We start from the raw sequence: 23,568 nt of genomic DNA, 5'->3' as shown, positions 1-23,568 counted from the left end.
TAAAGCAGCAGGGGACTGTCCCCAACAAAGCATAGCGGAAGGATGGCTGCAGGATGAAGAAGGGGAAAGTGTTTTTAGTAGGAGCAGGGCCAGGGGATGTTGGCTTAATAACGGTTAAAGGGTTGGAAGCAATCAAGCAAGCCGAAGTTATTCTATATGACCGGCTTGCAAATCCTAAACTGTTAGAGTTTGCACCGGGAGATTGCGAACTCATTTATTGTGGGAAATTACCTGACCGCCATATTTTGCGCCAAGAGAACATCAATGATCTTTTAGTGGAAAAGGGGCTAGAAGGTAAAATTGTAGTCCGCTTAAAAGGCGGAGACCCTGGTGTGTTTGGCAGAGTCGGAGAAGAAGCGGCAGCCCTGGCCCAATATCAAATACCCTTTGAAATCGTCCCTGGCATTTCATCAGGGATAGCAGCCCCCCTGTATGCTGGAATTCCAGTAACACATCGTGAATATGCAGAGTCCTTTGCTGTTGTCACTGCCCACGATAAGTCTCAAAACGGCAAGCCAAAGCTCGACTGGGAAGGTCTTGCCCGTGGTGTGGATACGATTGCTTTTTACATGGGAGTTGGAAATTTACCATTTATCTGTGAGAATCTCATGACCCATGGAAAGCCAGCAACAACACCTGTTATATTGATCCAATGGGGAACATTCGGCCGTCAAAAGACCCTGCAAGGAACATTAGAAGATATTTCGGAAAAGGTTTTGGAAGCCAAATTCAGTAACCCAGCAATCATTTTAGTGGGGGAAGTCATTTCTCTTCGTGAAAAAATAAGCTGGTTCGAGAAAAAGCCATTATACGGACGGCAAATCCTGCTTGCAAGAACAGGTAGCAGCCCTAGTGAATTAGCTAGTGAATTAATGACTCATGGAGCAGATGTCATTGAGTTTCCGAAATGGAAAAAGACGCCCATGCCGCTAGACCTAACAACTATTACTGCATATGAAAAAATTGTATTTGCTTCACCTGAAAGTGTAACGGAATTTTTTAAGGCTGTGGTAGAACAGGAGATCGATATTCGGAGCATTCGAGCAGACTTTTTCGGTGCTTCCATCAAATCGATGAAGGCATTAGCGGATCGTGGGTTTTTGGCTAAGCTCACAGAAGAGATGGTCGATTCGGAAGATATGCTTATTGTCGGTGACGAGAGTATCTTGAAGAAAGGCCTTTGTGAAGGCTGAATTGATGGTTACAAGCCAAAAAGAACTAGACGTACAATTCCTGCCTATTTTTAAACGTATGCTCGAGGAAGCGGATGTAAATACAGTGGTGTTCCCGAGCAGTTCATCGGTTGAACTCTTTGTCGATGCTTTAAGTGAATGCGGGTTGGACGCTGTAGCTCTTTTAAAAGAAATGCAGGTTGTCAGCATGGGCATAAAAACTCAGGCGGCAGTCATAAAAGCGGGTCTTCCAACAACCGGGATGCCGAATCAAGCGACAAAAGAAGGCCTGGTTTCCTATCTGGCATTGCCGGTTGATAAAGGGTGTGAAGCGTAAGGAGATGAGTACTAATTATCCGATTATGCTGCGCTTAAATGGGAAAAAAACAGTGGTTGTTGGCGGAGGGAAAGTAGCTGAGCGCAAAGTGAAGGGGCTTCTCGGCACTGGTGCTCTTGTTTCCGTGGTGAGTCCTGAATTAACTGATGAGCTTTTAAGGCTTGCAAGAGATGGTAACATCGTTTGGCTGGAAAAAACTTTTTCGAAGGATGATATTCAGGATGCGTTACTGGTCTTTGCTGCTACAAATGATGAGGGTGTAAATCAGTTTGTGAGAAGTGTAGCGAAAGACCATCAACTCGTTATGGTTGCAGATGATCCTGAAGGTTCCGATTTTCATGTTCCGGCGCAGGTACAAAGAGGCCGATTAAGTATAACCGTGTCAACAGGCGGAGCAAGCCCTATCCTTGCAGGGAAGATTCGGGAACAACTGGAACAGCAATTTGATGAGCAATACAGTGACTATCTCGATTTTCTTTTTTCAAAAAGGCAATGGATTTTAAAAGAGGTGAAAGATTCCTCGCTAAAAAAGAAACTGTTAACAGCCATTGTAAGTAAGGAATTTTTAAAAAGTGAAAATAGGGAAGAGGATTTTCAGCGTCTATTTTAGATTGTGTGTAGGCATATATACCTAAATTTTATTTTGTTAAAAACAAGTCTGGATTGTCATTCAGGCTTTTTTTGTGTTTAAAAAATAGAATGTAAGGGATTATTTACCTATTTTTATAAAATTTTCAGAAAAGTAGTTCCATTTTTGAAAAACGTGTTATATAATACAAAACGAGGATAGATACTGTATTATAACAAAGAGGTGATCAAGTTCATGTCAACGCAAACGACTGGTATTGAAGTGGTTGGGGCTCTAAAAGCCCAGTATGATGAGATTTTAACACCTGGAGCATTGAATTTTATTGAAGAGTTAGAGAGAAAGTTTGGCGGAAGAAGAGTAGAACTGTTGCAGTACAGGACAAAACGCCAAGAGGAAATTGACAATGGAAAATTGCCAGGCTTCCTCCCTGAGACAAAACACATCCGTAACGGAGAATGGACAATCGCTCCGCTGCCAAAAGACCTTCAAGATCGCAGGGTGGAAATAACAGGACCGACTGACCGAAAAATGGTTATCAATGCTTTGAACTCTGGTGCAAAACTATTTATGGCAGATTTCGAGGATGCCACTTCACCCACTTGGGAAAATGCCGTCGAAGGACAAATCAACCTTAGAGATGCAGTAAAGCGGACAATTAAATTTGAAAACCCGAATGGGAAGAGATACGGACTGAATAAGGAAACAGCCGTCCTCATTGTAAGACCTCGAGGACTCCACTTAGAGGAGAAGAATGTGTTATTAGATGGCAAGCCTATCTCCGGAAGCTTTTTAGATTTTGGTTTGTACTTTTACCACAATGTGAAGGAATTACTTGCAAGAGGTTCTGGACCATATTTTTATCTGCCGAAGCTCGAAAGCCATTTAGAAGCAAGGCTATGGAACGATGTCTTTGTTTACGCCCAAGAAAAGCTAGGTGTAGACCTAGGAACAATCAAAGCAACTGTATTAATCGAAACCATTATGGCTGCCTTTGAGATGGATGAAATCCTTTATGAATTAAAAGAACACTCAGCCGGCTTAAACTGCGGAAGGTGGGATTATATTTTCAGCTTTATTAAAAAGCTTCGTCATCAGAAGGATGTTATTCTTCCTGATCGTTCTCAAGTGACGATGACCGCACCGTTTATGCGTTCGTACTCCTTACTTACCATTCAAACTTGTCATCGTCGGAAAGCGCCGGCAATGGGAGGAATGGCAGCACAAATACCGGTTAAGAATAACCCGCAGGCCAACGAAGAGGCCTTTGCCAAGGTTAGAGCAGACAAAGAACGCGAAGCACGTGATGGACACGATGGTACATGGGTTGCCCACCCAGGACTTGTTCCGGTGGCAATGGAAGTGTTCAATCGTGAAATGCCGACACCAAATCAAATCCATACATCGAAGCAGCAAAAAATCACCATCAATGCCCAAGATTTATTAGAGGTACCAGGCGGAACCATTACAGAAGAAGGGGTACGCACGAACATCAATGTGGGCATTCAATATGTGGCTTCCTGGTTATCAGGCAGAGGTGCAGCTCCAATTTACAACTTAATGGAGGATGCGGCAACGGCAGAGATATCACGTGCGCAGCTTTGGCAATGGATTCGCCATCCAAAAGGAATATTGAAAGATGGCAGAAAAGTAACCTTTGAAATGTATGAGGAACTGAAGGGTGAAGAATTAGAAAAAATTAAACAAGAAATTGGAGCTGTAGCTTTCGAAAACGGCCGATTTGATGAGGCTGTGAAATTGTTTGATGGGTTGATTTTCAATGAGGACTTTGCAGAATTTTTAACACTCCCTGGATATGAACTGTTATAGATTGTTGTGTTTATTTTTATCAAAAAAATAATAGATTACTAGGAGGAAATGAAAATGACAGATCAAAGAGTTGCTGGGTTACAAGAAAGCTGGGAAATGGATAGCCGTTGGAAAGGGATTACAAGACCTTACACAGCTGAGGATGTTATCAAGCTGCGCGGTTCAGTTGATATCGAACATACTTTGGCTCGCAAAGGGTCTGAGAAGCTATGGAAGCTTTTACATGAAGAGGACTATGTGAATGCACTAGGTGCCCTAACAGGAAATCAGGCAGTACAGCAAGTAAAAGCAGGGCTAAAAGCCATTTACTTAAGCGGCTGGCAAGTAGCAGCCGATGCAAACCTTTCCGGTCATATGTATCCAGACCAAAGCTTATACCCAGCGAACAGTGTTCCAAGTGTGGTTAAGCGAATCAACCAGGCGTTACAGCGCGCCGATCAAATCACTCATTCTGAAGGAGACAACTCGATCGATTGGTTTGCTCCAATTGTGGCCGATGCCGAAGCAGGCTTTGGCGGACAGTTAAACTGTTTCGAGTTGATGAAGGGTATGATTGAAGCGGGTGCTTCCGGCGTCCATTTTGAAGATCAGCTTTCCTCCGAGAAAAAATGCGGACACTTAGGCGGTAAAGTGTTGCTTCCAACTCAAACAGCGGTTCGCAACTTGATTGCTGCTCGTTTGGCCGCAGATGTTATGGGCGTTCCAACCGTATTAGTTGCCCGTACGGATGCGAATGCAGCGGATTTAATCACAAGTGATATTGATATGAATGATGCACCGTTTATTACGGGAGACCGTACCCCAGAAGGCTTTTTCCGAGTGAAAGCCGGGATTGATCAAGCGATTGCTCGCGGTTTAGCTTACGCGCCATATGCAGACTTGATCTGGTGCGAGACTTCTGAGCCGAACATTGAGGAAGCAAGACAGTTTGCGGAAGCGATTCATGAGCAATTCCCTGGCAAACTTCTCGCTTACAATTGTTCACCATCGTTTAACTGGAAAAAGAAATTGGATCAAGAGACGATTGCTAAGTTCCAAGTGGAGCTTGGAAAAATGGGCTACAAGTTCCAGTTCGTTACGCTTGCTGGTTTCCATGCGCTGAACCACAGTATGTTCGAGCTTGCTCGCGGCTACAAGGAGCGCGGCATGGCGGCTTACTCTGAATTGCAACAATCTGAGTTCGACAGCGAGCAATACGGCTACACGGCAACTCGTCACCAACGTGAGGTTGGTACAGGGTACTTTGATCAGGTATCTATGGTGATTTCAGGTGGAACATCTTCGACAACGGCGTTGAAGGGGTCTACTGAGGAAGAGCAGTTTACTGGGAAGAAATAAGATGTAGTTTGACCCTTCTCTCCGATTTTTGGGGGGGAGGGGTTTTTGTTGTTTTTATATAAAGGTAGCCTGGTGTTTTCTTGGTTATTTAGAGACTGAAAGACAAAATGTAGTAGATTCAGATGGAAACTGTCTTTCATCGGGTGGATGATGCTTTATAAGGCATACTTCACATCCTTTCTTATTCTCTAAGTCAATCATATATAAAATAGCGAATAAGAAGTATGAACATTTTGTTAATTTTACGAACAACCCCTACATTTTTGGTAAGTAACGTTTTATAGGGTATTATCATACATAGTAATAGCCTTTTAAATGGAGTTGATTTATTTGAAAAAGCCTACGGTTGATGAAGTGTTGCAGCAGGGGATTTATGGAGCGATGGAGACAAAACCGGATGAGCGGCGCAAATACTTAGGGACTTTACGAGAAAGGATTATTGTCGCCATGAAAAAGAGCCAAGTAGCCGAAACAGAAGTTTATCCGCAGATAGAACAATGGATGAAGGAAAACCCCCGGGCTCACTTATTTTTAAATGGAAATATGAGCTATGAGGACCTTTCAAAGTATGTAAAAATGGCGAACAAACAAAAAATAGAGCACACGATCGTTACCAATAAAGAGCACGATTCAGAAATAGGGTTAGTGTTAGCAATGGATCATGCCATCGATAAGGAAGAAATTTATATAACAAAGAAGGTTGCAGTACAACAAGAGGTTAAAAAGAGTAAGGGATTTTTTGCTAAACTCTTTAATAGGTAACAAAATCAAAGGGCTCGTAGTCACTCCACGATACTAAGGGCTTTTTTATTGTATAATAATGGAAAAAAGAAGTGGTGATCGTATGTCAATAAAAGGAATCAACCATTTGCTATTTTCAGTTTCAAACTTAGAGAAATCAATTGAATTTTACCAGAATGTTTTTGACGCCAAGCTACTTGTGAAGGGGAGAAGTACGGCATATTTTGATTTGAATGGTCTCTGGCTCGCTCTTAATTTCGAAAAAGATATTCCACGCAACGAAATCCATGAGTCGTACACCCATATAGCCTTCTCAATCAAAGAAGAGGACTATACAAAAATGTACCAGAAGCTACAAAAATCAAAGGTCAACATTCTACCTAGTCGGCCAAGAGATGAAAAGGATAAAAAGTCGATTTACTTCACCGATCCGGATGGTCACAAATTTGAATTCCACACTGGTACACTGCAGGACCGGCTGGATTATTATAAAAAGGAAAAACCACATATGGAGTTTGGGGACAGTCCCCCGGCGCTTTAGCGCAGTGGGGGACTGTCCCCGCTTTTGATTACAGATGCATGAAGCTCAATCTCAACATTTCCTTGGATGGCGCGACTGATCATACAGGAGGTTTCTGCTTTTTTGGCAAGCGTATGAGCCAATGCGATGTCTTTTTCCATCGCATCTGATTTTAGTTCGATAAGTGGTCGGTGAATAATCTTTTTATAGGTAATGACGCCTCTTGTTACATCGACAATTCCCTCAGATTCCATTGTGAGGTTTTCTTTTTGCAATTTACTGCGTTCCATCATCGCTGCAAGGGTAATGATATAACAGGTGGCAGCGGCGCCCAGGAGCATTTCATCAGGGTTAGTGCCCACTCCCGGTCCATCCATTTCTGGTGGAATCGACACTTTGGTTTTTAAATTACCTGCTTCAATTTCTCCAACGTCATTGCGTAAGCCTGGCCAGTTTGCGTGCAAATGGAACCGATGTTCAGCCATGAAAGATTCCTCCTATTTAATTAAAATAACGGTACACTCTATTAAAAAAATATGGTACCGTTGAGTGGTGTTGTAAATTTTTAGGGAGTAGTAAATGAATGAAAATTATCTTTAAGCTATTATTAATAATTATACTTTGTCTATATTTAGCCGTCCTAACGAAATTAATATTATTTAAATATATCCCTTTAACAGAAATCATTCATCATTTCAATTTCACTTATGACGAATATCATTGGCGTTCAAATAATTTTGTCCCGTTTAAAACGATCTTTTTTTATCTCTACATAGCAGATGTTAACTTGAATATTCGTATTGAGAACTTAGCAGGGAATGTAATTGGTTTTATCCCGTTCGGTTTTATCTTACCATTGCTGTTGAAAAGGTTTCAAAGACTTAGCGCTGTGATGCTTGCTTCCTTTTGCATGAGTTTGACCTTCGAGATGCTACAATTATTATTTGAGTTTGGCAGCTTCGATGTAGATGACCTGATTTTAAATACATTTGGCGGAATGCTGGGGTACATACCAGCTAAACTTCTCTTGCGTATTATACATTTAAGAAAAAAAACCAACCGATGAATCGATTAAAAAGATCCACTGGTTGGTTTTTCGCTTTCCGATCCGGAAACTGGAATACTATCAGCCAATAATTGAATATTTTTTGTAACCTTTGTGCTATAGGTAAAATCGCCATAGCAGTAAGGGTAACGGAAATTATTCTTATTCCCACCGCATGTATAAAGAGTTGGCTTCTTTTTTACTTGAAGAAGAGAAAATTGTTTTGCTAACTCTTCACTGTGTTTGCCACCGTGCTGCGCCACATAATCCACATACCCGATCCCCATATTGTAGGCCTGTATAATAGTAGGGAAATCTACTTTTTTCTGGTTGCCATAAGTGAATACCCGTTGAAAATGCTTCACTCCGACTTGAATACTTTGCTTCGGGTCGGTAATCGAGTTTCTGGCTAAACCAGCTGATTCAGAGGCCTGCATCGGATCCCCGCCCTTCCCATGGCTTTCCTGCTGCATGAGAGCAACAAGAACGTGGGTCTGGCTTTCAAGATGATATTTTGCTAATTCTTGTTGGATTAAGGGACTATATTTTTTTACATCAGCAAATGGATCGTTTTCATCTATAGGTGTTGAAATTGGTTTTTGAAAATAATTTTGAAACATTGCTAAGGCGCAAAAAACTAAAAATAGTACGAAAAAGGTTTTAAACTTCTTCCGTCTTCGCTTCTTCATTCCATAACTCTCCCAGTTCTTTCTTCTTAGAACATTATAAAGGATACGGTATTTTCTATCAGTGTCATAAGTATGAAATACAAAGATTATTTGCATAACCAATCTAAAACTCTATTCTTTTGTTAATAATGATGAAGGAATCATTGCGGTAAAGCGGAAAAGTTTGGTATCATCAATATTAAAATAATAACGACAATTGGGATTGGAGGTAATCTGAGATGTCACGAATTTCAAATGAGCAAGTGAAACATGTGGCGAACCTGGCACGGTTAGCGATCACAGAGGAAGAAGCGGAAAAGTTTACAAAACAGTTGGATGCCATTATTTCTTTTGCAGAACAGCTGAATGAAATAGATACAACAAATGTGGAGCCAACTTACCATGTGCTTGATATGAAAAATGTATTGCGTGAGGATGTTTCACAACCAGGACTGCCGCGTGAAGAGGTGCTAAAAAATGCACCAGAACATCAAGATGGGCAGATTAAGGTGCCATCGATTTTGGGAGAGTAAGGAGGGAAAAAAGTGAGTTTATTTGATTATAAAGTTTCAGATTTACATGAGCTTTTACATAAAAAAGAACTAAAAGTTTCCGACCTCGTCAATGAATCGTTCACACGAATTGGCCAAGTGGAGGACAAGGTACAAGCCTTTTTAACATTGGACGAAGAGCGGGCAAGAGCAACCGCCAAAATGCTGGATGATAAACTAAACTCCGGAGCCGAAAAAGGGCTGCTTTTTGGCATGCCAATCGGTTTAAAAGATAACATGGTGACAAAAGGACTTCGAACCACTTGTGCGAGTAAAATACTAGAAAACTTTGATCCTATCTATGATGCGACTGTTGTTCAAAAGCTGCAGCAAGTGGAAACTGTGACGATTGGTAAATTAAACATGGACGAGTTTGCCATGGGTTCCTCGAACGAAAACTCTTACTACAAAAAAACACGCAATCCATGGAATCTTGATACGGTTCCAGGAGGATCATCAGGTGGTTCAGCGGCATCGGTCGCTTCCGGAGAGGTCCTCTTTTCGCTAGGATCTGATACAGGTGGTTCCATCCGCCAGCCTGCATCTTTTTGTGGTGTAGTTGGAATGAAACCAACCTATGGACGTGTGTCCCGATTTGGTCTTGTAGCATTTGCCTCTTCACTTGACCAAATTGGACCAATTACAAGAACGGTGGAAGACAATGCCTATCTTCTACAAGCAATTTCTGGGTTAGACCCAATGGACTCTACTTCAGCAAATGTGAACGTACCAAACTTTGCTGCGTCCTTAACAGGTGACGTGAAGGGTCTGAAAATTGCTGTTCCAAAAGAATACCTCGGTGAAGGTGTAAGCGAATCTGTTCGTCAATCGGTACTGGATGCGTTAAAGGTGCTTGAAGGTCTTGGGGCTGTTTGGGAAGAGGTTTCACTTCCACATTCCAAATACGCACTTGCAACCTATTATTTGCTCTCATCTTCTGAAGCATCAGCGAACCTTGCCCGATTTGATGGTGTTCGTTATGGTTATCGTGCACAGGATGCAGAAAGCTTAATCGATTTATATAAAAAGACGCGGGCAGAAGGATTTGGTGATGAAGTCAAACGCCGGATCATGCTAGGAACGTTTGCGTTAAGCTCAGGTTATTATGATGCGTATTATAAAAAGGCGCAGCAGGTTCGAACCCTCATCAAGAAGGATTTTGAAGATGTGTTTGCAAACTATGATGTCATTATTGGACCAACTACACCAACGCCTGCTTTTAAAATTGGTGAAAATATCGACGACCCACTAACGATGTATGTGAACGACATTTTAACCATTCCGGTTAACCTTGCGGGTGTTCCAGGTATCTCCGTTCCATGTGGATTTGATGCCGGTCTGCCTTTAGGCTTACAAATCATCGGTAAGCATTTTGATGAAGCTACTATTTACCGTGTTGCCCATGCATTTGAGCAAGCAACAAACTTTCATAAACAGAAGCCAGAATTGTAGGGGGTGAAACAATGGAATTTGAAACAGTCATTGGACTTGAAGTCCATGTAGAGTTAAAAACGGAATCAAAAATTTTCTCAGCAAGCCCAAACCACTTTGGTGCTGAGCCAAATTCAAATACAAGTGTCATTGATCTTGGCTATCCTGGAGTTCTTCCTGTCTTAAATAAAAAGGCAGTTGAATTCGGTATGAAGGCAGCTATGGCCTTGAATTGTGAGGTAGCTACTCACACGAAGTTTGACCGAAAGAACTATTTTTACCCAGACAATCCGAAAGCCTACCAAATTTCCCAATTTGATAAACCAATTGGCGAGCATGGCTGGATTGAAATCGAGGTAAACGGCTATACGAAAAAGATTGGTATTACGAGAATCCACTTGGAAGAGGATGCAGGTAAGCTCAACCATGAAAAAGGCTATTCACTTTGCGATTATAATCGCCAGGGAACACCGCTGGTAGAAATCGTTTCCGAGCCGGATATCCGTACTCCTGATGAAGCGTATGCCTATCTAGAAAAACTGAAATCCATTATTCAATACACAGGTGTTTCCGACTGTAAAATGGAAGAAGGCTCACTCCGTTGTGATGCGAATATCTCCATTCGTCCTGTGGGCCAAGAGGAATTCGGAACAAAGACGGAATTGAAGAACTTAAACTCATTCAATTTTGTTCGTAAAGGGCTTGAATATGAAGAAAAGCGTCAGCGAGAAGTGGTTTCCTCAGGTGGAAAAATTGATCAGGAAACACGCCGTTTTGATGAGGCAACAGGCGCAACCCTTCTCATGCGTGTAAAAGAAGGCTCAGATGATTATCGTTACTTCCCAGAGCCGGACTTACTTGATTTATATATTGATGAGGACTGGAAGGCACGAATCCGTGCTGAGATCCCGGAACTGCCAGACCAGCGTCAGAAACGATATATAGAAGAACTAGGTCTTCCTGTTTACGATGCCAAGGTATTAACAGTGACGAAAGAAATGGCTGATTTCTTTGAGGCAACTGTAACTGGTGGGGCAGATGCCAAGCTTGCGTCGAACTGGATAATGGGAGATGTCTCCGCCTACCTGAATGCAGAAGGGAAAGAACTTGATCAAGTTGCGTTAACTCCAGAAGGGTTAGCGAGTATGATTAAGCTGATTGAAAATGGTACGATTTCTTCTAAAATCGCCAAAACTGTCTTTAAAGAGTTAATTGAAAACGGTGGCGATGCGGAGCAAATCGTAAAGGACAAAGGGCTTGTGCAAATTTCCGATGAGGGCACTCTTCTAAAGATTATTGCAGAAGTACTTGATGCCAATCCTAAATCAGTAGAGGATTTCAAGGATGGAAAAAGCAAAGCAGTTGGCTTTCTTGTTGGTCAGCTGATGAAAGCAACAAAAGGACAGGCCAACCCACAAATGGTCAACCAATTATTGCAGCAGGAATTGCAAAAAAGATAAACAGAAGCTGGCAGAATCAAGTCTGCCGGCTTTTTTATGTAGTTCATGTCGAAACGTATTTCGACAATCCTCGCTTCATTTCCCGGGAAAAAACCCTTTGTTAAAAAGGATTTTGATTGGAATTAACCAAACGTTTGATTGATGATGAACAGTAGGGGAACTTGTCGAAGCGTGCTTTTTTTGACAAGAAAGAACAATATCCCAATAAAAAAACGCCAGGCAATTGCCTAGCGCCATACTAATTAGAATGAAATCATTGCCCCGCGTTCATCGAATACAGAGGTAGGATTCCAAGCCACTTCCCAAAGATTATTTTCTGGATCGGCAAAATAGGCTGTCCGACCGCCCCAAAAAGCATCACTAGGCTCTCTTACGATTTTTCCGCCAGCTTTGCGAATTTCCTCCGTAACTGAATCAACCTGTCCTGGCTCGTTCACGTTAATAGCGAAAGTCACACCTCGAAAGGATTCGGTCGAATGTGTGATTTCAATATTCGCATCCTTTGCCAACTCCTCAATTGGGAACAAGGAAAGCAGAACACCTGCTGTTTTAAAGACAGCATAGTTATCTGAGCTAATACTAGTTTCTGCCCAGCTTAACTTTTGATAAAAAGATCGAAGTGCTGGTAAATTAAAAGCACCAATTGTAATTAAACTTACCCTTTGTGGAATCATTATTCATTCCTCCTATTAAATGCATGTTCCATACATTCTACAAATTAGTCACCATCTCCTTCACTCTAGTAGTTTAGTTTGTTGAGAAAATGGTAAGATTTAGAGAATAGGAAGAGAGGGATCTTGGGTGACAATATATATTGCGCTATTAAGAGGAATTAATGTAGGCGGTCATAATATTATTAAAATGGCTGAATTAAGACAGCTGCTTGAAAGCATGGGTCTGGGTAAGGTGAAGACCTATATTCAAAGTGGAAATGTTTTGTTTGAATCGGAAGAGGGGGCAACACAACTCACTCAACGAATAGAAGAGGAAATCAGAACTACCTTTGGTTTTCCTGTTCCCGTTATCTTAAGAACTGCTGAAGAACTGGATCAAATGATAAAGGATTGCCCTTACTCGCTAGATTCGTTAAATGAAGGGGAAAGCGTTCAACTCGCCTTTTTAGCAGATGAACCTCCCAAGGAGAAAATCGACTATTTGCAAGGTTTTAAAAGTGAACTCGATGAATGCCAAATTGTTGGGAAGGATGTTTATTTACTTTTCCGCCAAAGCATCCGCGATTCGAAGCTGGCTACTCAGCTGCCAAAGCTAGGGGTTCCTGCAACAGTACGGAACTGGAAAACGGTGCTTAAGCTGGAAGCATTAGCAAAAGAGTTGGCTATATGAAAGAAAGCCCGGATTATAGATCATCCGGGCTTTTTCAATAGTCTATTCTTGTTTTAGTAAGCGAACACTTTCAGTGAACTCTTTTTCGATTTCATCATTTTTCTTATAAGTGAGTAAGCTGACAATGTAAGCCACAATTAGGTTAAGTACGAAGCCTGGAACGATTTCATAAAGCGATTCGCCGAAAATAACTTTACCAAGGTCCGCATTTTTCCAAACGATAACGGTAACAGCACCGACAATCATTCCGAACAGGGCTCCCCAGTTGGTTGTCTTTTTCCAGAATAAGCTTAATAGAATGATAGGACCAAATGATGCTCCGAAACCTGCCCACGCATAGGCAACAAGGTCTAAAATTGTGTTGTTTTGCTGGAAAGCAAGTGCAGCTGCAACAACAGCAACAAGTAGAACAGCCATTCTGCCTAAGAAAACTAATTGTTTATCCTTTGCGTTTTTGTTCATTACTACTTTATATAAATCTTCAACAAGTGCACTTGAGGTTACGATCAACTGAGAAGAGATCGTGCTCATGATGGCGGCAAGAATAGCGGCCAATGCAAATCCTGCAAATAAAGGATGGAAGAAGATTTGACTTAACGAAATAAAGACAGCTTCTGGATTTTTTAATGAAAAATCAGCATTATTATGGAAGAATGCCAGGCCGATAAATCCAGTCAGAATGGTACCAATTAAAGAAATAATCATCCAGCCCATTCCGATGCGACGGGCACTTTTTGTTTCCTTGATTGTTTTAATGGCCATAAAGCGAACGATGATATGTGGCTGTCCAAAGTATCCAAGGCCCCAAGCCATTGCAGATACAATTCCAATAAAAGTAGTTCCTTTAAATAAATCTAGTAAGGCAGGGTCAATGGCACGAATCGTATCAAATGTTTCAACAGGCCCCCCTGTTTTAAAAATACCGATCGCAGGAACTAAAAGTAACGCAATCAGCATCATTAATCCTTGAATAAAGTCTGTATAACTTACTGCCAGGAATCCACCAAATAAAGTGTAGGCAACAACAACGCCGCCAACGATATATAGACCTGTATGGTAGCCTGTTCCAAATGAACTTTCAAAAAATACTGCTCCCGAAACCATTCCTGAAGACACATAGAAAGTAAAGAAAATAAGTATAACGATACCTGATACAATGCGGAGTAGTTTCGTTTTGTCTTTAAAACGATTTTCTAAATAACTTGGAATTGTAATAGAGTCATTGGCTACCTGCGTATAGGAGCGCAGACGAGGTGCTACCAATAACCAGTTTAAATAGGCTCCAATTGTTAAACCGACAGCGATCCAAGCGTCCGCTAAACCGCTTACATAAATTCCGCCAGGTAAGCCCATTAATAGCCATCCACTCATATCAGCAGCGCCAGCACTCAAGGCGGTTACTGCAGGTCCTAAAGACCTTCCCCCGAGCATGTAGTCCGTCAGATTGCTAGTTTTTCGATAAGAATACCAACCGATGAATAGCATCATGGCGATGTAGATTCCAATCGAAACTAATTGTAGTGTTTCGTTTGACATACTTTTCCCCCTTTATTATATTGGAAATTATTTATAATAATATTTCCTATATATAAAATATTCTATCAACTTATTAAAATCATTTCTAGTACTAAATTATTGCTTTATGAAAATAGTAATAAGTGCTTGTAGAATACCATGGAAATATGTTTGAATGCAGTTCAATTGTAACGTCTGACTAAAACAACTATTATAGAAGAAAATCGGAAGGGGTGTTGTTGGGATGGGTTTAAACGTTTGGTTTCAAAAAGGAATGACAGTGGGTGAATATATAAATGCAATGACTAGTAATAAAGAAGAGATGCTATCCATTTATGAGCATTTCACCCTATCTGCTGAAGACAGCAAGAGGCTTGAGGAATTAAGGGAGAAGCGGTTACGAGTCATCGTTATATCAGAGGATTGGTGTGGGGATGCGCTCTTAAACAATCCGATTTTACTCAAAATTGCTGAAACCATCGGGATGGAGGTTCGGTTTGTTCTCAGAGACCAAAATTTAGAGTTAATGGACCAATACTTAACAAATGGCACATCAAGGGCCATTCCCATTTTCATTTTTATCGATCAAGAGGGAAATGAAGTGGGGGTTTGGGGTCCAAGGGCACCAGAAATGCAGGCACTTGTGGAAAAGGAACGTGCAGCCCTGCCTGAAAAGGATGCAGTTGATTTTCAGGAAAGACAAATGGAAATGTATAAGCGCTTGAGAACATCTTATCAGCAGGACCCAGCCATTTGGCAAACAGTAGCAAGCAGCATAATAGCTACAATATTAAAATAAAAATGAGGCTGACTCAGTGTATAGGAGTCAGCCTCATCTTTTTATAGTTTAAAATTGCCGCCGCCCTTTGGGGGAATGCGATCTTTACTTAAATTTTTATCATTAATCTTTGGTTCGATCCCAAGAATAAAATTACGGATATTGGATCGGTGTAGATAAATTAAAAAGAATGAAAAGAATAAAAAGATGAGTTCTAAATCTAATTCAGGTGAATAAAAGGAATAGGCAAGCATGCTTAATCCAACAGAAATCGATCCGAAAAACACATACTTGGTTAAAAAAATAATGGCAAAAAAGGAAAGATAGGCAACGACCAACAATGGGAGATTGGCTATTAATAATGCTCCAGCAGTTGTGGCAATAGCTTTGCCGCCTCTAAACCCTGCAAAAATGGGAAAGCAATGGCCAACCACAGCGAGTAATCCAAAATAGATGGGGTCTACATCCACTTGAAAATGGATAGGCAGATAAGTTGCTAAAGCACCCTTTGCAAGGTCGATCAGAAGGACGAAAATAGCAGACTTTTTTCCAAGAACCCGTAACGTATTTGTTGCTCCCGGATTTTTACTTCCAAGTTCCCGGATATCGACACCAAAGATTAGTCTGCCCACAATCAAAGCAGTGGGAATACTTCCAATTAAATAAGAAGCAAGAAGCAATAACCAAACCATATGCATCAGCCCTCACATATAATTTTTAATTCTAATAGCATTCTATCACATTTAGATGGTATTATTTTGTTAATATCTCAATATTAGGAAGTGGAGGGGGAAACTAACATGAGTAAAATTGATTTTGGCCAAGTTGCTAATAGCTATGCCCGATCAAGAGAAGATATTCCCGTCACTTTAATGGAAAGCTTGCAGCTGCGAAATATTTTTTTTGATGGAAAAACGATCGCTGACCTAGGTTCAGGTACAGGTGTACTTGCAAGAAAAATGGCGATGAGAAAAGCAAATGTAGTTGGTATTGAACCATCAAAGGAATTGATCAAACAGGCTGTTTTATTGAATCAAATGAAGAATTTTAACATTCCCTATCAACTGGGAACAGCGGAAGCTACGGGTTTAGAAGATTCTCAGTTTGATATTGTCACGGTAATGAGAGCGTGGCACTGGTTCGATCGTGCGAAGGCTATCCAGGAAATCAAAAGGATTTTAAAAGTAAAAGGGACGTTAATTATCATCGATTCTGGATTTCTCTCAGGGCCGGCTGTGGTGGAAAATACTTTTAAGGTTATTGAAAAATACGTAGTGGGCGGTTTAACACCGGCTGGTTCAAAAGCGGACTCAAAAATGCGAATTAATGGCTTTCCAGTTGAGTGGTTTGAAGAGTGGAAGAAGGAAGGGTTTGAAATTAGAGACTTCTACAAGCTAAATTATACCGTTAGCTTTTCGAAAGAGGAATGGATGGAACGAGTAGAGTCGATTTCCTGGGTAGCGGGGTTAGACGAATCGGTTCGAAAGGAAGCATTAAAGGAATTAACGGACTCGTTACCGGCGAGCGGATCCTTTGAGATTCCTCATGACTGTAATGTTTGTATCTTACGATTAGTATAAGCAATCTTTTTAGACGTGCGACTAGTTTCGCACGTTTTTTTATGATTGGTTCCAGCGGTTCCAAGGGAGCATGATAAGATGAAAAAAGAAAAATATTTTTTAAAAAAAGTGTAGGGGTTTTTGAAATACGTTTCGTCTATTGATGTGATAGAACAGAGAGAAAGGGGGAGAGAACCATTAGCGACACTGTATTAATAGAAAAAGTGCTGGAAGGCAATGAACATGCCTTTCGTCTTTTGGTTGAGAAGTACCGCAATGACGTGTTCCGGACTGTCTTTGCTGTTCTTCGTGACCAAAAGGAAGCAGAAGATGCCGCACAAGAAGTGTTTATTAAAGTTTATACCTCTCTCTCCCAATATGAAAATCAAGGATTTAAAACGTGGATGACACGAATTGCTCTCAATCATGCAATAGATGTAAAACGAAAACAGGCTAGAAGAAGAGAGGAAGTTGTGGATGCCCTCGAGCAGCAGGCGTTAGGGACACCGAGGGATAGTATAGAAAAAGAAATCATTGAAAATGATCAACGCAAACTTGTTAGGAAAAGGCTTGATGAGTTGCCTGAGAATTACCGCGAAGTCATTTATGGATTTTACATAGCTGAAAAAAGCTATCAACAAATAGCTGAGGAACAAAAAGTACAGGTGAAGACGATTGAAACGAAGCTGTACCGAGCCCGAAGTTGGATGAAAAAGAATTGGAAGGAGGACGATTTTTCATGAAGCATTACACCTACGATGAATGGCTGCAATATGTAAGAAATGAAATCACTGATAAAAACCGTGAAGAACTTGAAAATCACTTATACACATGTGACCAATGCCTTGAAGTCTACTTGCAAGCAGTAACAGCAAATGAATCATCTCTCCCAATTCTATCAAATGAAACTAGTTTTACCGATGCCGTAATGGCGGAAGTTTCCAAGAAACAAGGTGTGGTGCCTGACACCAAACTGGAAGAACAAAAATCCAACAAGAAGACGCCGTTTTATAAGCAGGCTGCGTTTCATTATTTATTGGCAGCAGCTGCGACGATCTTATTGACTTTTACTGGAGCTTTTCAATCGCTTGCAACTTATGCAAATTCATTAGAAACCAAACAGGTTCAGGAAAAGAGGCCTTCGATGACGGAAGGTGTGATGAATAAAACATTCGCATGGATGGACTCACTAGAAAAAAAGGAGGCAAATAAGAAATGAAAAATCCAACAAAGGCGTTAACATTATCGCTTTTTCCAGGACTTGGTCATATATATTTTGGCAAAATGTTTCGTGGTGTGCTCTATTTATTAACGGTATTTGGCTGTGCCATCTTTACGGTGATGTTTATGACGAATAATGACGGGGATATGGTGATCTTGACCTTTATGGTCGGCCTATTCATCTACTTGGTCAGCTTTATCGACATGGGGGTGCAGATTTCCAAACATAAAAAAGAACTAAAGGCAGCCAATCTCGATGATCCGAATTCCCAGGGTACTCAGGATTCTGAACGATTCTATACGATTGTCTTATCCTTTGTCCCGGGTCTTGGTCACTTCCAGCTTGGATTAATGAATCGAGGATTAACGCTATTGGCAGCGTTTTTGGGATTAGCTGTGATGGTCATATTTGTAACGGCACTCTCTAGCCGAGGCGAATTTATGGTGTTTTTAGCAGGTTTGCCGATTATCTGGGTGTACGGATTTTTCGATGCTGTCCAACAGGTCAATAAGAAACAACGCGGTGAGGAGCTCATAGATAGAAGTATTTTAGAGGACTTTGAAATGAGGAAAGAAGACGGAAAGAAGAGTAAATCCATTGCGACCTTTCTATCGATCTTCCCAGGAGCCGGCCACCTCTATTTAGGTTTACAACGCAGAGGAATTCAGTTAATGGCGGCATTTCTCTTTTCTATTTATATTTTAGATGTTTTACGATTAGGAATTTTCTTGTTTTTAATACCGATTATTTGGTTCTATAGCTTTTTCGATGGACTGCAAAAAGCATCTAGGTACGGTGAGGAAACGATTGAAGATGTGCCGATCATTGCTTATTTCCTTAATCATCAGAAATGGGTGGGGATTGGGCTTGTGATCATGGGAGTGTACTATTTAGTGATGAACGTCTTGCTTCCAGCCTTCTCACCCGTGTTCTCGAGACTATTGAATATTGATGTGATGTACTGGGTTCAAGGTTACTTCCAGCCGTATTTCCAGACAGGTCTTGTTTGTCTGTTATTAATCGGCGGCGGAATCAAGCTTTTATCCGGAAGTAAGAAGAAGCGGGAGGTAGAGAATCATGAGTAAGTGGAGAAATAGGATAACAGGGGTGGTCCTAATCGGAGCCGGAATTGGGTTCCTTTTTAGAAAAAGAAAGGAGGAAGAGGTATGAGAACCTGGCGTGTGGGTACATTTTCAATGGGAGGATCGCTCCTGTTTCTTGGACTTTTCCTCTTTTTTTCAAGATTTCTTGGGTATAGTATGGTTCAGGTGATGAGTGCGTGGTGGCCCATTCTATTAATCGTTCTGGGCGTCGAAATTTTACTGTATTTATTTTTGTCACGGCAGGAAAAGCCGGTGTTAAAATATGATTTTCTTAGTATTTTCTTTGTCGGACTGATGGGGACGACGGGAATAGTGTTTGCGGTCATTAGCTCGACAGGTCTAATGGATAAGGTGGAGGAATTAATTGCGAGGGAAGAGCGGTCATTTGAGCTTCCTGCCTATTCCTATCAGATGGATGATAGTATCAAACGAGTGGTAGTCAGAACGGTCGGCTATGATATGACGATTGAGGCGACAGAAGAAAAAGAGGTTTCTATGTTTGGTACGTATCGGGTTCAAACAGGGAAGAAAGATAAGCTTTTAAAAACAACAGAAGATATGATTTCAGCAAACAAAAGAGGCGATACGTTATATCTGAATGTGAAGAGTTTGCCAAATGAGGTGGGGCCGTTTGATTTACAAGGAAATGTTGCGGCAACGCTTCTTGTACCAAGTGATGTGAAGCTTGAGGTGATCGGTAACGGCAACGAGCTTACGTTAAAGCCTAGGACGCTCGCGAATGATTGGAATATTGAAAGTGCTTCATCGGTTATGGTCGATGTTGCGAAAAATAGTGATTTGAAGGTAGCGGCAGTTGGAGTCGAGGATGTTCGCGGAAAGGATGGCGAATGGAAGGTGTCGGAGGACACGGATTCCTCTGAAGGTATAGAGAATTCATCTGTGTTGAAAAATGCGGTTTATCAAGCAGGAGAAGGCAAACACCGTATCAATATTGTTAATGCCTATAATGTAAGTCTTAATAGCAATTAGTAGAAAACATCATCTTATTTTTTGCAAAAAAAAATAAAAAGATTATGATAGAAGGTGGACTCTGGAGAGAGAATAGTACTTATGGCTTCGCGTTATGTTTGTAAGCGAGCATAATAATTGGTAGAATATAGAATTGACAGAGTCGTTGTTATTTAAAAAAATTAGGATGATGATGATGATGAAAAGAGCAAGACTAATTTATAATCCAACTTCAGGACGTGAATTGATTAAGCGTCAGTTGCCGGAGATACTGATGAAATTAGAGGCGGCTGGCTATGAAGCTTCTTGTCATGCCACAACCGGAGCAGGTGATGCAACGAATGCAGCACGAATTGCTGTTGAACGTCAATACGACGTAGTCATTGCTGCGGGTGGAGATGGAACTATTCATGAAGTGGTTAACGGCTTAGCTGAGCAGGAGTATCGTCCGAAATTAGGCATTATTCCAGCTGGAACAACAAATGATTTTGCCCGTGCGCTTCAAATTCCAAGGGATATTGGAGCCGCTGTCGACATAATCACAAAAGGGGAATTAATTCCCGTTGATATTGGTCGTATTAATGAAAAGTATTTTATAAATATCGCAGGTGGCGGAAGGCTTACTGAGCTTACATATGAGGTCCCTAGCAAATTAAAAACAATGCTTGGTCAGCTTGCCTACTACCTAAAAGGAATGGAAATGATTCCTTCAATTAAATCCTCGCATCTAAAGCTTGAATATGATGGGAAGCTTTTCGAAGGAGAAGCCATGATGTTCCTTGTTGGCTTGACGAATTCCATTGGAGGATTTGAAAAGCTTGCGCCTGATGCCTCGATCAATGATGGATTGTTTTCGTTGTTAATTTTGAAAAAAGTGAATTTGGCTGAGTTTATTCGGATCTCAACCTTAGCCGTTCGCGGTGAACATGTGAATGACCCCAATGTCATTTACACACAGGCAAATCGTATTAAAGTGTATTCCGATGACAGGGTGCAGTTAAATTTAGACGGTGAATTTGGCGGACTGCTACCAGCAGAGTTTGAAAATCTGTACCGTCATTTAGAAGTGTTTGTGCCACTTGACCATATTCGTCCGCTCGACAGACCGACAGATTGGGAGTCGGGTAAAAGATATAGCTAACAAGAAGTTCGTTCCAATTGGAGCGAGCTTTTTTAGTAGAGTGGATTTTTTATAGGAGGAAAATCCGAATCAGCTCTAGAATAAAGGTAGATAATGATTTGTAGACAACCGTCAAGACAAATAAGGGGTGTGGGATATGAAGGCATTGATCAACATTGACTATACATTTGATTTTGTTGCAGATAGTGGGGCACTAACATGTGGAAAACCAGGTCAGACCATAGAGGAGAAAATCACTCAACTAACGAACGAGTTTATTGAAAATGGCGATTACGTGGTCTTTGCTATTGATGTCCATGACCAAGGGGATGAATACCATCCGGAAACAAAATTATTCCCACCGCATAATCTTCGTGGTTCATCTGGAAGAGACTTATTTGGAGCATTAAAGGATGAATATGAGAAAAATAAAGACCAGGAAAATGTTGTTTTTATGGATAAAACACGGTACTCTGCCTTCGCTGGTACAGATTTGGAAATCAAATTAAGGGAGCGTGGCATTACGGAGGTTCATTTGGTGGGGGTTTGTACGGATATTTGTGTGCTGCATACGGCGGTAGATGCGTATAATAAAGGCTTCAAAATCGTTGTTTACAAGGACGCTGTTGCCTCATTCAATCAAGCGGGACATGAATGGGCCCTCGGACATTTTGAACAATCGCTTGGTGCTATGGTGAAATAGTCTTTTTAATGATATTATTGTTTGTAATAGTGAGAATCTGTAATAGTATTTCGGAGGGCGATTATGAAACACATTTATCAAGATGATAGTTATACTCTTCATACCGATCTTTATCAGATTAATATGACAGAGACATATTGGAGAGATGGTATACATAATAAACGTGCGGTCTTCGAATTATTTTTCCGCAAGCTACCGTTTGGGAATGGCTATGCTGTTTTCGCTGGTCTTGAAAAGGTCATTCAGTACATTCGAAAATTCCACTTTACGGAAGACGACCTTGAGTACTTAAAAAATGAAGTTGGTTATCAAGAAGATTTTCTTGAATATCTAAAAAATATAAGGTTCACTGGAACCATTCGTGGAATGAAAGAGGGCGAACTCGTTTTTGGCAATGAGCCGATTTTACGAGTAGAAGCGCCTTTGGCTGAAGCACAGTTAATTGAAACAGCTTTGCTCAACATTGTGAATTACCAAACATTAATTGCCACGAAAGCTACAAGAATCAAACAAGTTGTGGGCAATGAGGTTGCAATGGAATTTGGGACAAGACGTGCCCAGGAGATGGACGCAGCTATTTGGGGAACGAGAGCGGCTTACCTTGCAGGTTTCGAAGCAACAAGTAACGTGAGAGCAGGAAAATTGTTTGGGATTCCAGTCGCTGGTACCCATGCTCATTCCATGGTTCAAGCATATAAAGATGAATATACAGCTTTTCGTAAGTATGCGGAGTCCCATAAGGATTGTGTGTTCTTAGTTGATACGTATGATACACTCCGTCTTGGCGTGCCGAATGCGATTAAAGTGGCAAAAGAGATGGGAGATCAGATTAACTTTATTGGGATTCGCTTAGATAGCGGAGACCTTGCGTATCTTTCTAAAGAAGCACGTAAGTTATTGGATGAAGCTGGATTTAAGAATGCAAAAATTTACGCTTCCAGCGATTTAGATGAGTATACGATTATTAACTTGAAGGCACAGGGTGCAAAAATTGATAGCTGGGGAATTGGTACAAAGCTAATTACTGCCTATGATCAAGCTGCACTTGGGGCTGTTTATAAAATCGTTTGTATTGAGAATGACAAGGGGGAGCTGGAGGATACGATTAAAATTTCCTCTAATCCGGAGAAAGTAACGACTCCAGGGCTGAAAAAAATCTATCGCATTATTAATAATACGAATCACCATGCAGAGGGCGATTATATTGCGATGGAGGATGAGAAGCTCCCTGAAAAGCGTCTGAGAATGTTCCATCCCACTCATACGTACATTAATAAGGTGGTTACAAACTTTACGGCTAAACCGCTTCATGAAAATATTTTTGTTGATGGCGAACTTGTGTATGAGCTTCCTTGTTTGGAAGAATCACGTGATTATTTAAAGGCGAATTTAGATTCGTTATGGGAAGAATACAAGCGGATTATGAACCCAGAAGAATACCCAGTCGACTTAAGCCAAAAGTGCTGGGATAACAAAATGAAGAATATTGAAGAGGTAAAAGAGAAAGTAGCTGCGATGAAAGAATAAATGATAGGGCGTCCTGAGAGGGGCGTCTTTTTGGTGTTTGTTAATAAAG

At 41.0% G+C, this 23,568-nt stretch carries 27 protein-coding genes; 22 read left to right on the top strand and 5 right to left on the bottom strand.

Features of this window, described 5'->3' with window-relative positions:
• Positions 1 to 53 precede the first annotated feature (53 nt).
• From cobA to fosM, 7 genes are all read left to right on the top strand, one after another.
• Entirely contained in the window at positions 54 to 1,193 is a 1,140-nt protein-coding gene (gene cobA, locus QFZ87_RS00590; protein WP_309856485.1) for a uroporphyrinogen-III C-methyltransferase, read from the top strand.
• Between the two features lie 4 nt (positions 1,194 to 1,197).
• A complete protein-coding gene (locus tag QFZ87_RS00585) occupies positions 1,198 to 1,509 on the top strand; it encodes a uroporphyrinogen-III synthase (RefSeq protein WP_309856483.1) in 312 nt (103 codons plus the stop codon).
• A 4-nt stretch (positions 1,510 to 1,513) separates the two neighbouring features.
• Positions 1,514 to 2,119, top strand: a complete 606-nt coding sequence (locus tag QFZ87_RS00580) for an NAD(P)-binding protein (RefSeq protein WP_309856480.1) — start codon at positions 1,514 to 1,516, stop codon at positions 2,117 to 2,119.
• Between the two features lie 213 nt (positions 2,120 to 2,332).
• Positions 2,333 to 3,925 carry a malate synthase A gene (gene aceB / locus QFZ87_RS00575; RefSeq protein ID WP_309856477.1) on the top strand — a complete coding sequence of 531 codons (1,593 nt, stop codon included), beginning with the start codon at positions 2,333 to 2,335 and terminating at the stop codon, positions 3,923 to 3,925.
• Between the two features lie 54 nt (positions 3,926 to 3,979).
• On the top strand, positions 3,980 to 5,263 hold the full coding sequence (gene aceA / locus QFZ87_RS00570; protein ID WP_309856475.1) for an isocitrate lyase: 1,284 nt from the start codon (positions 3,980 to 3,982) through the stop codon (positions 5,261 to 5,263).
• 330 nt (positions 5,264 to 5,593) lie between these two features.
• Positions 5,594 to 6,025 carry a YueI family protein gene (locus QFZ87_RS00565; protein ID WP_309856472.1) on the top strand — a complete coding sequence of 144 codons (432 nt, stop codon included), beginning with the start codon at positions 5,594 to 5,596 and terminating at the stop codon, positions 6,023 to 6,025.
• An 82-nt stretch (positions 6,026 to 6,107) separates the two neighbouring features.
• The gene (fosM, locus tag QFZ87_RS00560) at positions 6,108 to 6,545 is read left to right on the top strand and encodes a FosM family fosfomycin resistance protein (RefSeq protein ID WP_309856470.1); all 438 of its coding nucleotides are present in this window, start codon (positions 6,108 to 6,110) and stop codon (positions 6,543 to 6,545) included.
• On the opposite strand, the gene QFZ87_RS00555 is transcribed toward fosM, so the two are convergent.
• Positions 6,542 to 7,009: an OsmC family protein gene (locus tag QFZ87_RS00555; RefSeq protein ID WP_309856468.1), complete on the bottom strand. Its 468-nt coding sequence runs from the start codon at positions 7,007 to 7,009 to the stop codon at positions 6,542 to 6,544. The genes fosM and QFZ87_RS00555 overlap by 4 nt on opposite strands.
• A gap of 98 nt (positions 7,010 to 7,107) precedes the next feature.
• Here QFZ87_RS00555 and QFZ87_RS00550 point away from each other — a divergent pair, with 98 nt between their 5' ends.
• The gene (locus tag QFZ87_RS00550) at positions 7,108 to 7,590 is read left to right on the top strand and encodes a VanZ family protein (RefSeq protein ID WP_309856466.1); all 483 of its coding nucleotides are present in this window, start codon (positions 7,108 to 7,110) and stop codon (positions 7,588 to 7,590) included.
• A gap of 5 nt (positions 7,591 to 7,595) precedes the next feature.
• Here QFZ87_RS00550 and QFZ87_RS00545 read toward each other — a convergent pair whose 3' ends face one another.
• Entirely contained in the window at positions 7,596 to 8,258 is a 663-nt protein-coding gene (locus tag QFZ87_RS00545; RefSeq protein ID WP_309856464.1) for a lysozyme family protein, read from the bottom strand.
• Positions 8,259 to 8,476: 218 nt separating this feature from the next.
• On the opposite strand from QFZ87_RS00545, the gene gatC reads away from it, so the two are divergent.
• Genes gatC through gatB form a run of 3 tightly spaced genes read left to right on the top strand, consistent with a single transcriptional unit; the run spans position 8,477 to position 11,679 of the window.
• Positions 8,477 to 8,770, top strand: a complete 294-nt coding sequence (gene gatC, locus QFZ87_RS00540; protein ID WP_309856462.1) for an Asp-tRNA(Asn)/Glu-tRNA(Gln) amidotransferase subunit GatC — start codon at positions 8,477 to 8,479, stop codon at positions 8,768 to 8,770.
• A gap of 12 nt (positions 8,771 to 8,782) precedes the next feature.
• Positions 8,783 to 10,240 carry an Asp-tRNA(Asn)/Glu-tRNA(Gln) amidotransferase subunit GatA gene (gene gatA, locus QFZ87_RS00535; protein ID WP_309856460.1) on the top strand — a complete coding sequence of 486 codons (1,458 nt, stop codon included), beginning with the start codon at positions 8,783 to 8,785 and terminating at the stop codon, positions 10,238 to 10,240.
• A gap of 11 nt (positions 10,241 to 10,251) precedes the next feature.
• Positions 10,252 to 11,679 carry an Asp-tRNA(Asn)/Glu-tRNA(Gln) amidotransferase subunit GatB gene (gatB, locus tag QFZ87_RS00530; protein WP_309856458.1) on the top strand — a complete coding sequence of 476 codons (1,428 nt, stop codon included), beginning with the start codon at positions 10,252 to 10,254 and terminating at the stop codon, positions 11,677 to 11,679.
• A 242-nt stretch (positions 11,680 to 11,921) separates the two neighbouring features.
• Here the strand turns inward: gatB and QFZ87_RS00525 are convergent, their stop codons facing one another.
• Positions 11,922 to 12,353: a VOC family protein gene (locus tag QFZ87_RS00525; protein WP_309856455.1), complete on the bottom strand. Its 432-nt coding sequence runs from the start codon at positions 12,351 to 12,353 to the stop codon at positions 11,922 to 11,924.
• 127 nt (positions 12,354 to 12,480) lie between these two features.
• On the opposite strand from QFZ87_RS00525, the gene QFZ87_RS00520 reads away from it, so the two are divergent.
• Complete coding sequence (locus QFZ87_RS00520; RefSeq protein ID WP_309856452.1) at positions 12,481 to 13,023, top strand: DUF1697 domain-containing protein; 543 nt, start codon at positions 12,481 to 12,483, stop codon at positions 13,021 to 13,023.
• Between the two features lie 42 nt (positions 13,024 to 13,065).
• Here the strand turns inward: QFZ87_RS00520 and putP are convergent, their stop codons facing one another.
• Complete coding sequence (gene putP / locus QFZ87_RS00515; RefSeq protein ID WP_309856449.1) at positions 13,066 to 14,559, bottom strand: sodium/proline symporter PutP; 1,494 nt, start codon at positions 14,557 to 14,559, stop codon at positions 13,066 to 13,068.
• Positions 14,560 to 14,782: 223 nt separating this feature from the next.
• Between putP and QFZ87_RS00510 the strand changes: the two genes are divergently transcribed.
• Positions 14,783 to 15,337 (top strand): thioredoxin family protein, encoded by a 555-nt coding sequence (locus QFZ87_RS00510; RefSeq protein WP_309856448.1) that lies wholly within the window; start codon positions 14,783 to 14,785, stop codon positions 15,335 to 15,337.
• A gap of 41 nt (positions 15,338 to 15,378) precedes the next feature.
• Here the strand turns inward: QFZ87_RS00510 and plsY are convergent, their stop codons facing one another.
• The gene (gene plsY / locus QFZ87_RS00505; protein WP_309856446.1) at positions 15,379 to 16,008 is read right to left on the bottom strand and encodes a glycerol-3-phosphate 1-O-acyltransferase PlsY; all 630 of its coding nucleotides are present in this window, start codon (positions 16,006 to 16,008) and stop codon (positions 15,379 to 15,381) included.
• Positions 16,009 to 16,116: 108 nt separating this feature from the next.
• Here plsY and QFZ87_RS00500 point away from each other — a divergent pair, with 108 nt between their 5' ends.
• From QFZ87_RS00500 to QFZ87_RS00460, 9 genes are all read left to right on the top strand, one after another.
• A complete protein-coding gene (locus QFZ87_RS00500; RefSeq protein ID WP_309856443.1) occupies positions 16,117 to 16,896 on the top strand; it encodes a class I SAM-dependent methyltransferase in 780 nt (259 codons plus the stop codon).
• 203 nt (positions 16,897 to 17,099) lie between these two features.
• The gene (locus QFZ87_RS00495; protein ID WP_309856440.1) at positions 17,100 to 17,618 is read left to right on the top strand and encodes an RNA polymerase sigma factor; all 519 of its coding nucleotides are present in this window, start codon (positions 17,100 to 17,102) and stop codon (positions 17,616 to 17,618) included.
• Positions 17,615 to 18,094: an anti-sigma factor family protein gene (locus QFZ87_RS00490; RefSeq protein WP_309856437.1), complete on the top strand. Its 480-nt coding sequence runs from the start codon at positions 17,615 to 17,617 to the stop codon at positions 18,092 to 18,094. The genes QFZ87_RS00495 and QFZ87_RS00490 overlap by 4 nt, the downstream gene beginning before the upstream one ends.
• The gene (locus QFZ87_RS00485; protein WP_309856436.1) at positions 18,091 to 19,182 is read left to right on the top strand and encodes a hypothetical protein; all 1,092 of its coding nucleotides are present in this window, start codon (positions 18,091 to 18,093) and stop codon (positions 19,180 to 19,182) included. Before QFZ87_RS00490 ends, QFZ87_RS00485 begins: the two co-directional genes overlap by 4 nt.
• Positions 19,175 to 19,267 carry an LPXTG cell wall anchor domain-containing protein gene (locus tag QFZ87_RS00480; protein WP_309856433.1) on the top strand — a complete coding sequence of 31 codons (93 nt, stop codon included), beginning with the start codon at positions 19,175 to 19,177 and terminating at the stop codon, positions 19,265 to 19,267. Before QFZ87_RS00485 ends, QFZ87_RS00480 begins: the two co-directional genes overlap by 8 nt.
• The gene (locus tag QFZ87_RS00475; protein WP_309856431.1) at positions 19,264 to 20,190 is read left to right on the top strand and encodes a hypothetical protein; all 927 of its coding nucleotides are present in this window, start codon (positions 19,264 to 19,266) and stop codon (positions 20,188 to 20,190) included. The genes QFZ87_RS00480 and QFZ87_RS00475 overlap by 4 nt, the downstream gene beginning before the upstream one ends.
• Before the next feature lie 178 nt (positions 20,191 to 20,368).
• Positions 20,369 to 21,310 (top strand): diacylglycerol kinase, encoded by a 942-nt coding sequence (locus QFZ87_RS00470; RefSeq protein ID WP_309867559.1) that lies wholly within the window; start codon positions 20,369 to 20,371, stop codon positions 21,308 to 21,310.
• Positions 21,311 to 21,446: 136 nt separating this feature from the next.
• The gene (locus QFZ87_RS00465; protein WP_309856429.1) at positions 21,447 to 21,992 is read left to right on the top strand and encodes a cysteine hydrolase family protein; all 546 of its coding nucleotides are present in this window, start codon (positions 21,447 to 21,449) and stop codon (positions 21,990 to 21,992) included.
• A 63-nt stretch (positions 21,993 to 22,055) separates the two neighbouring features.
• Positions 22,056 to 23,519: a nicotinate phosphoribosyltransferase gene (locus tag QFZ87_RS00460; RefSeq protein ID WP_309856425.1), complete on the top strand. Its 1,464-nt coding sequence runs from the start codon at positions 22,056 to 22,058 to the stop codon at positions 23,517 to 23,519.
• The last annotated feature ends 49 nt before the right edge of the window (positions 23,520 to 23,568 follow it).

The sequence above is a fragment of the Bacillus sp. SLBN-46 genome (assembly GCF_031453555.1).
Lineage (GTDB): Bacteria > Bacillota > Bacilli > Bacillales > Cytobacillaceae > Neobacillus.
The sequence above is the reverse complement of the archived record's forward strand: the minus strand, read 5'-3'. Positions and strand labels throughout refer to the sequence as shown.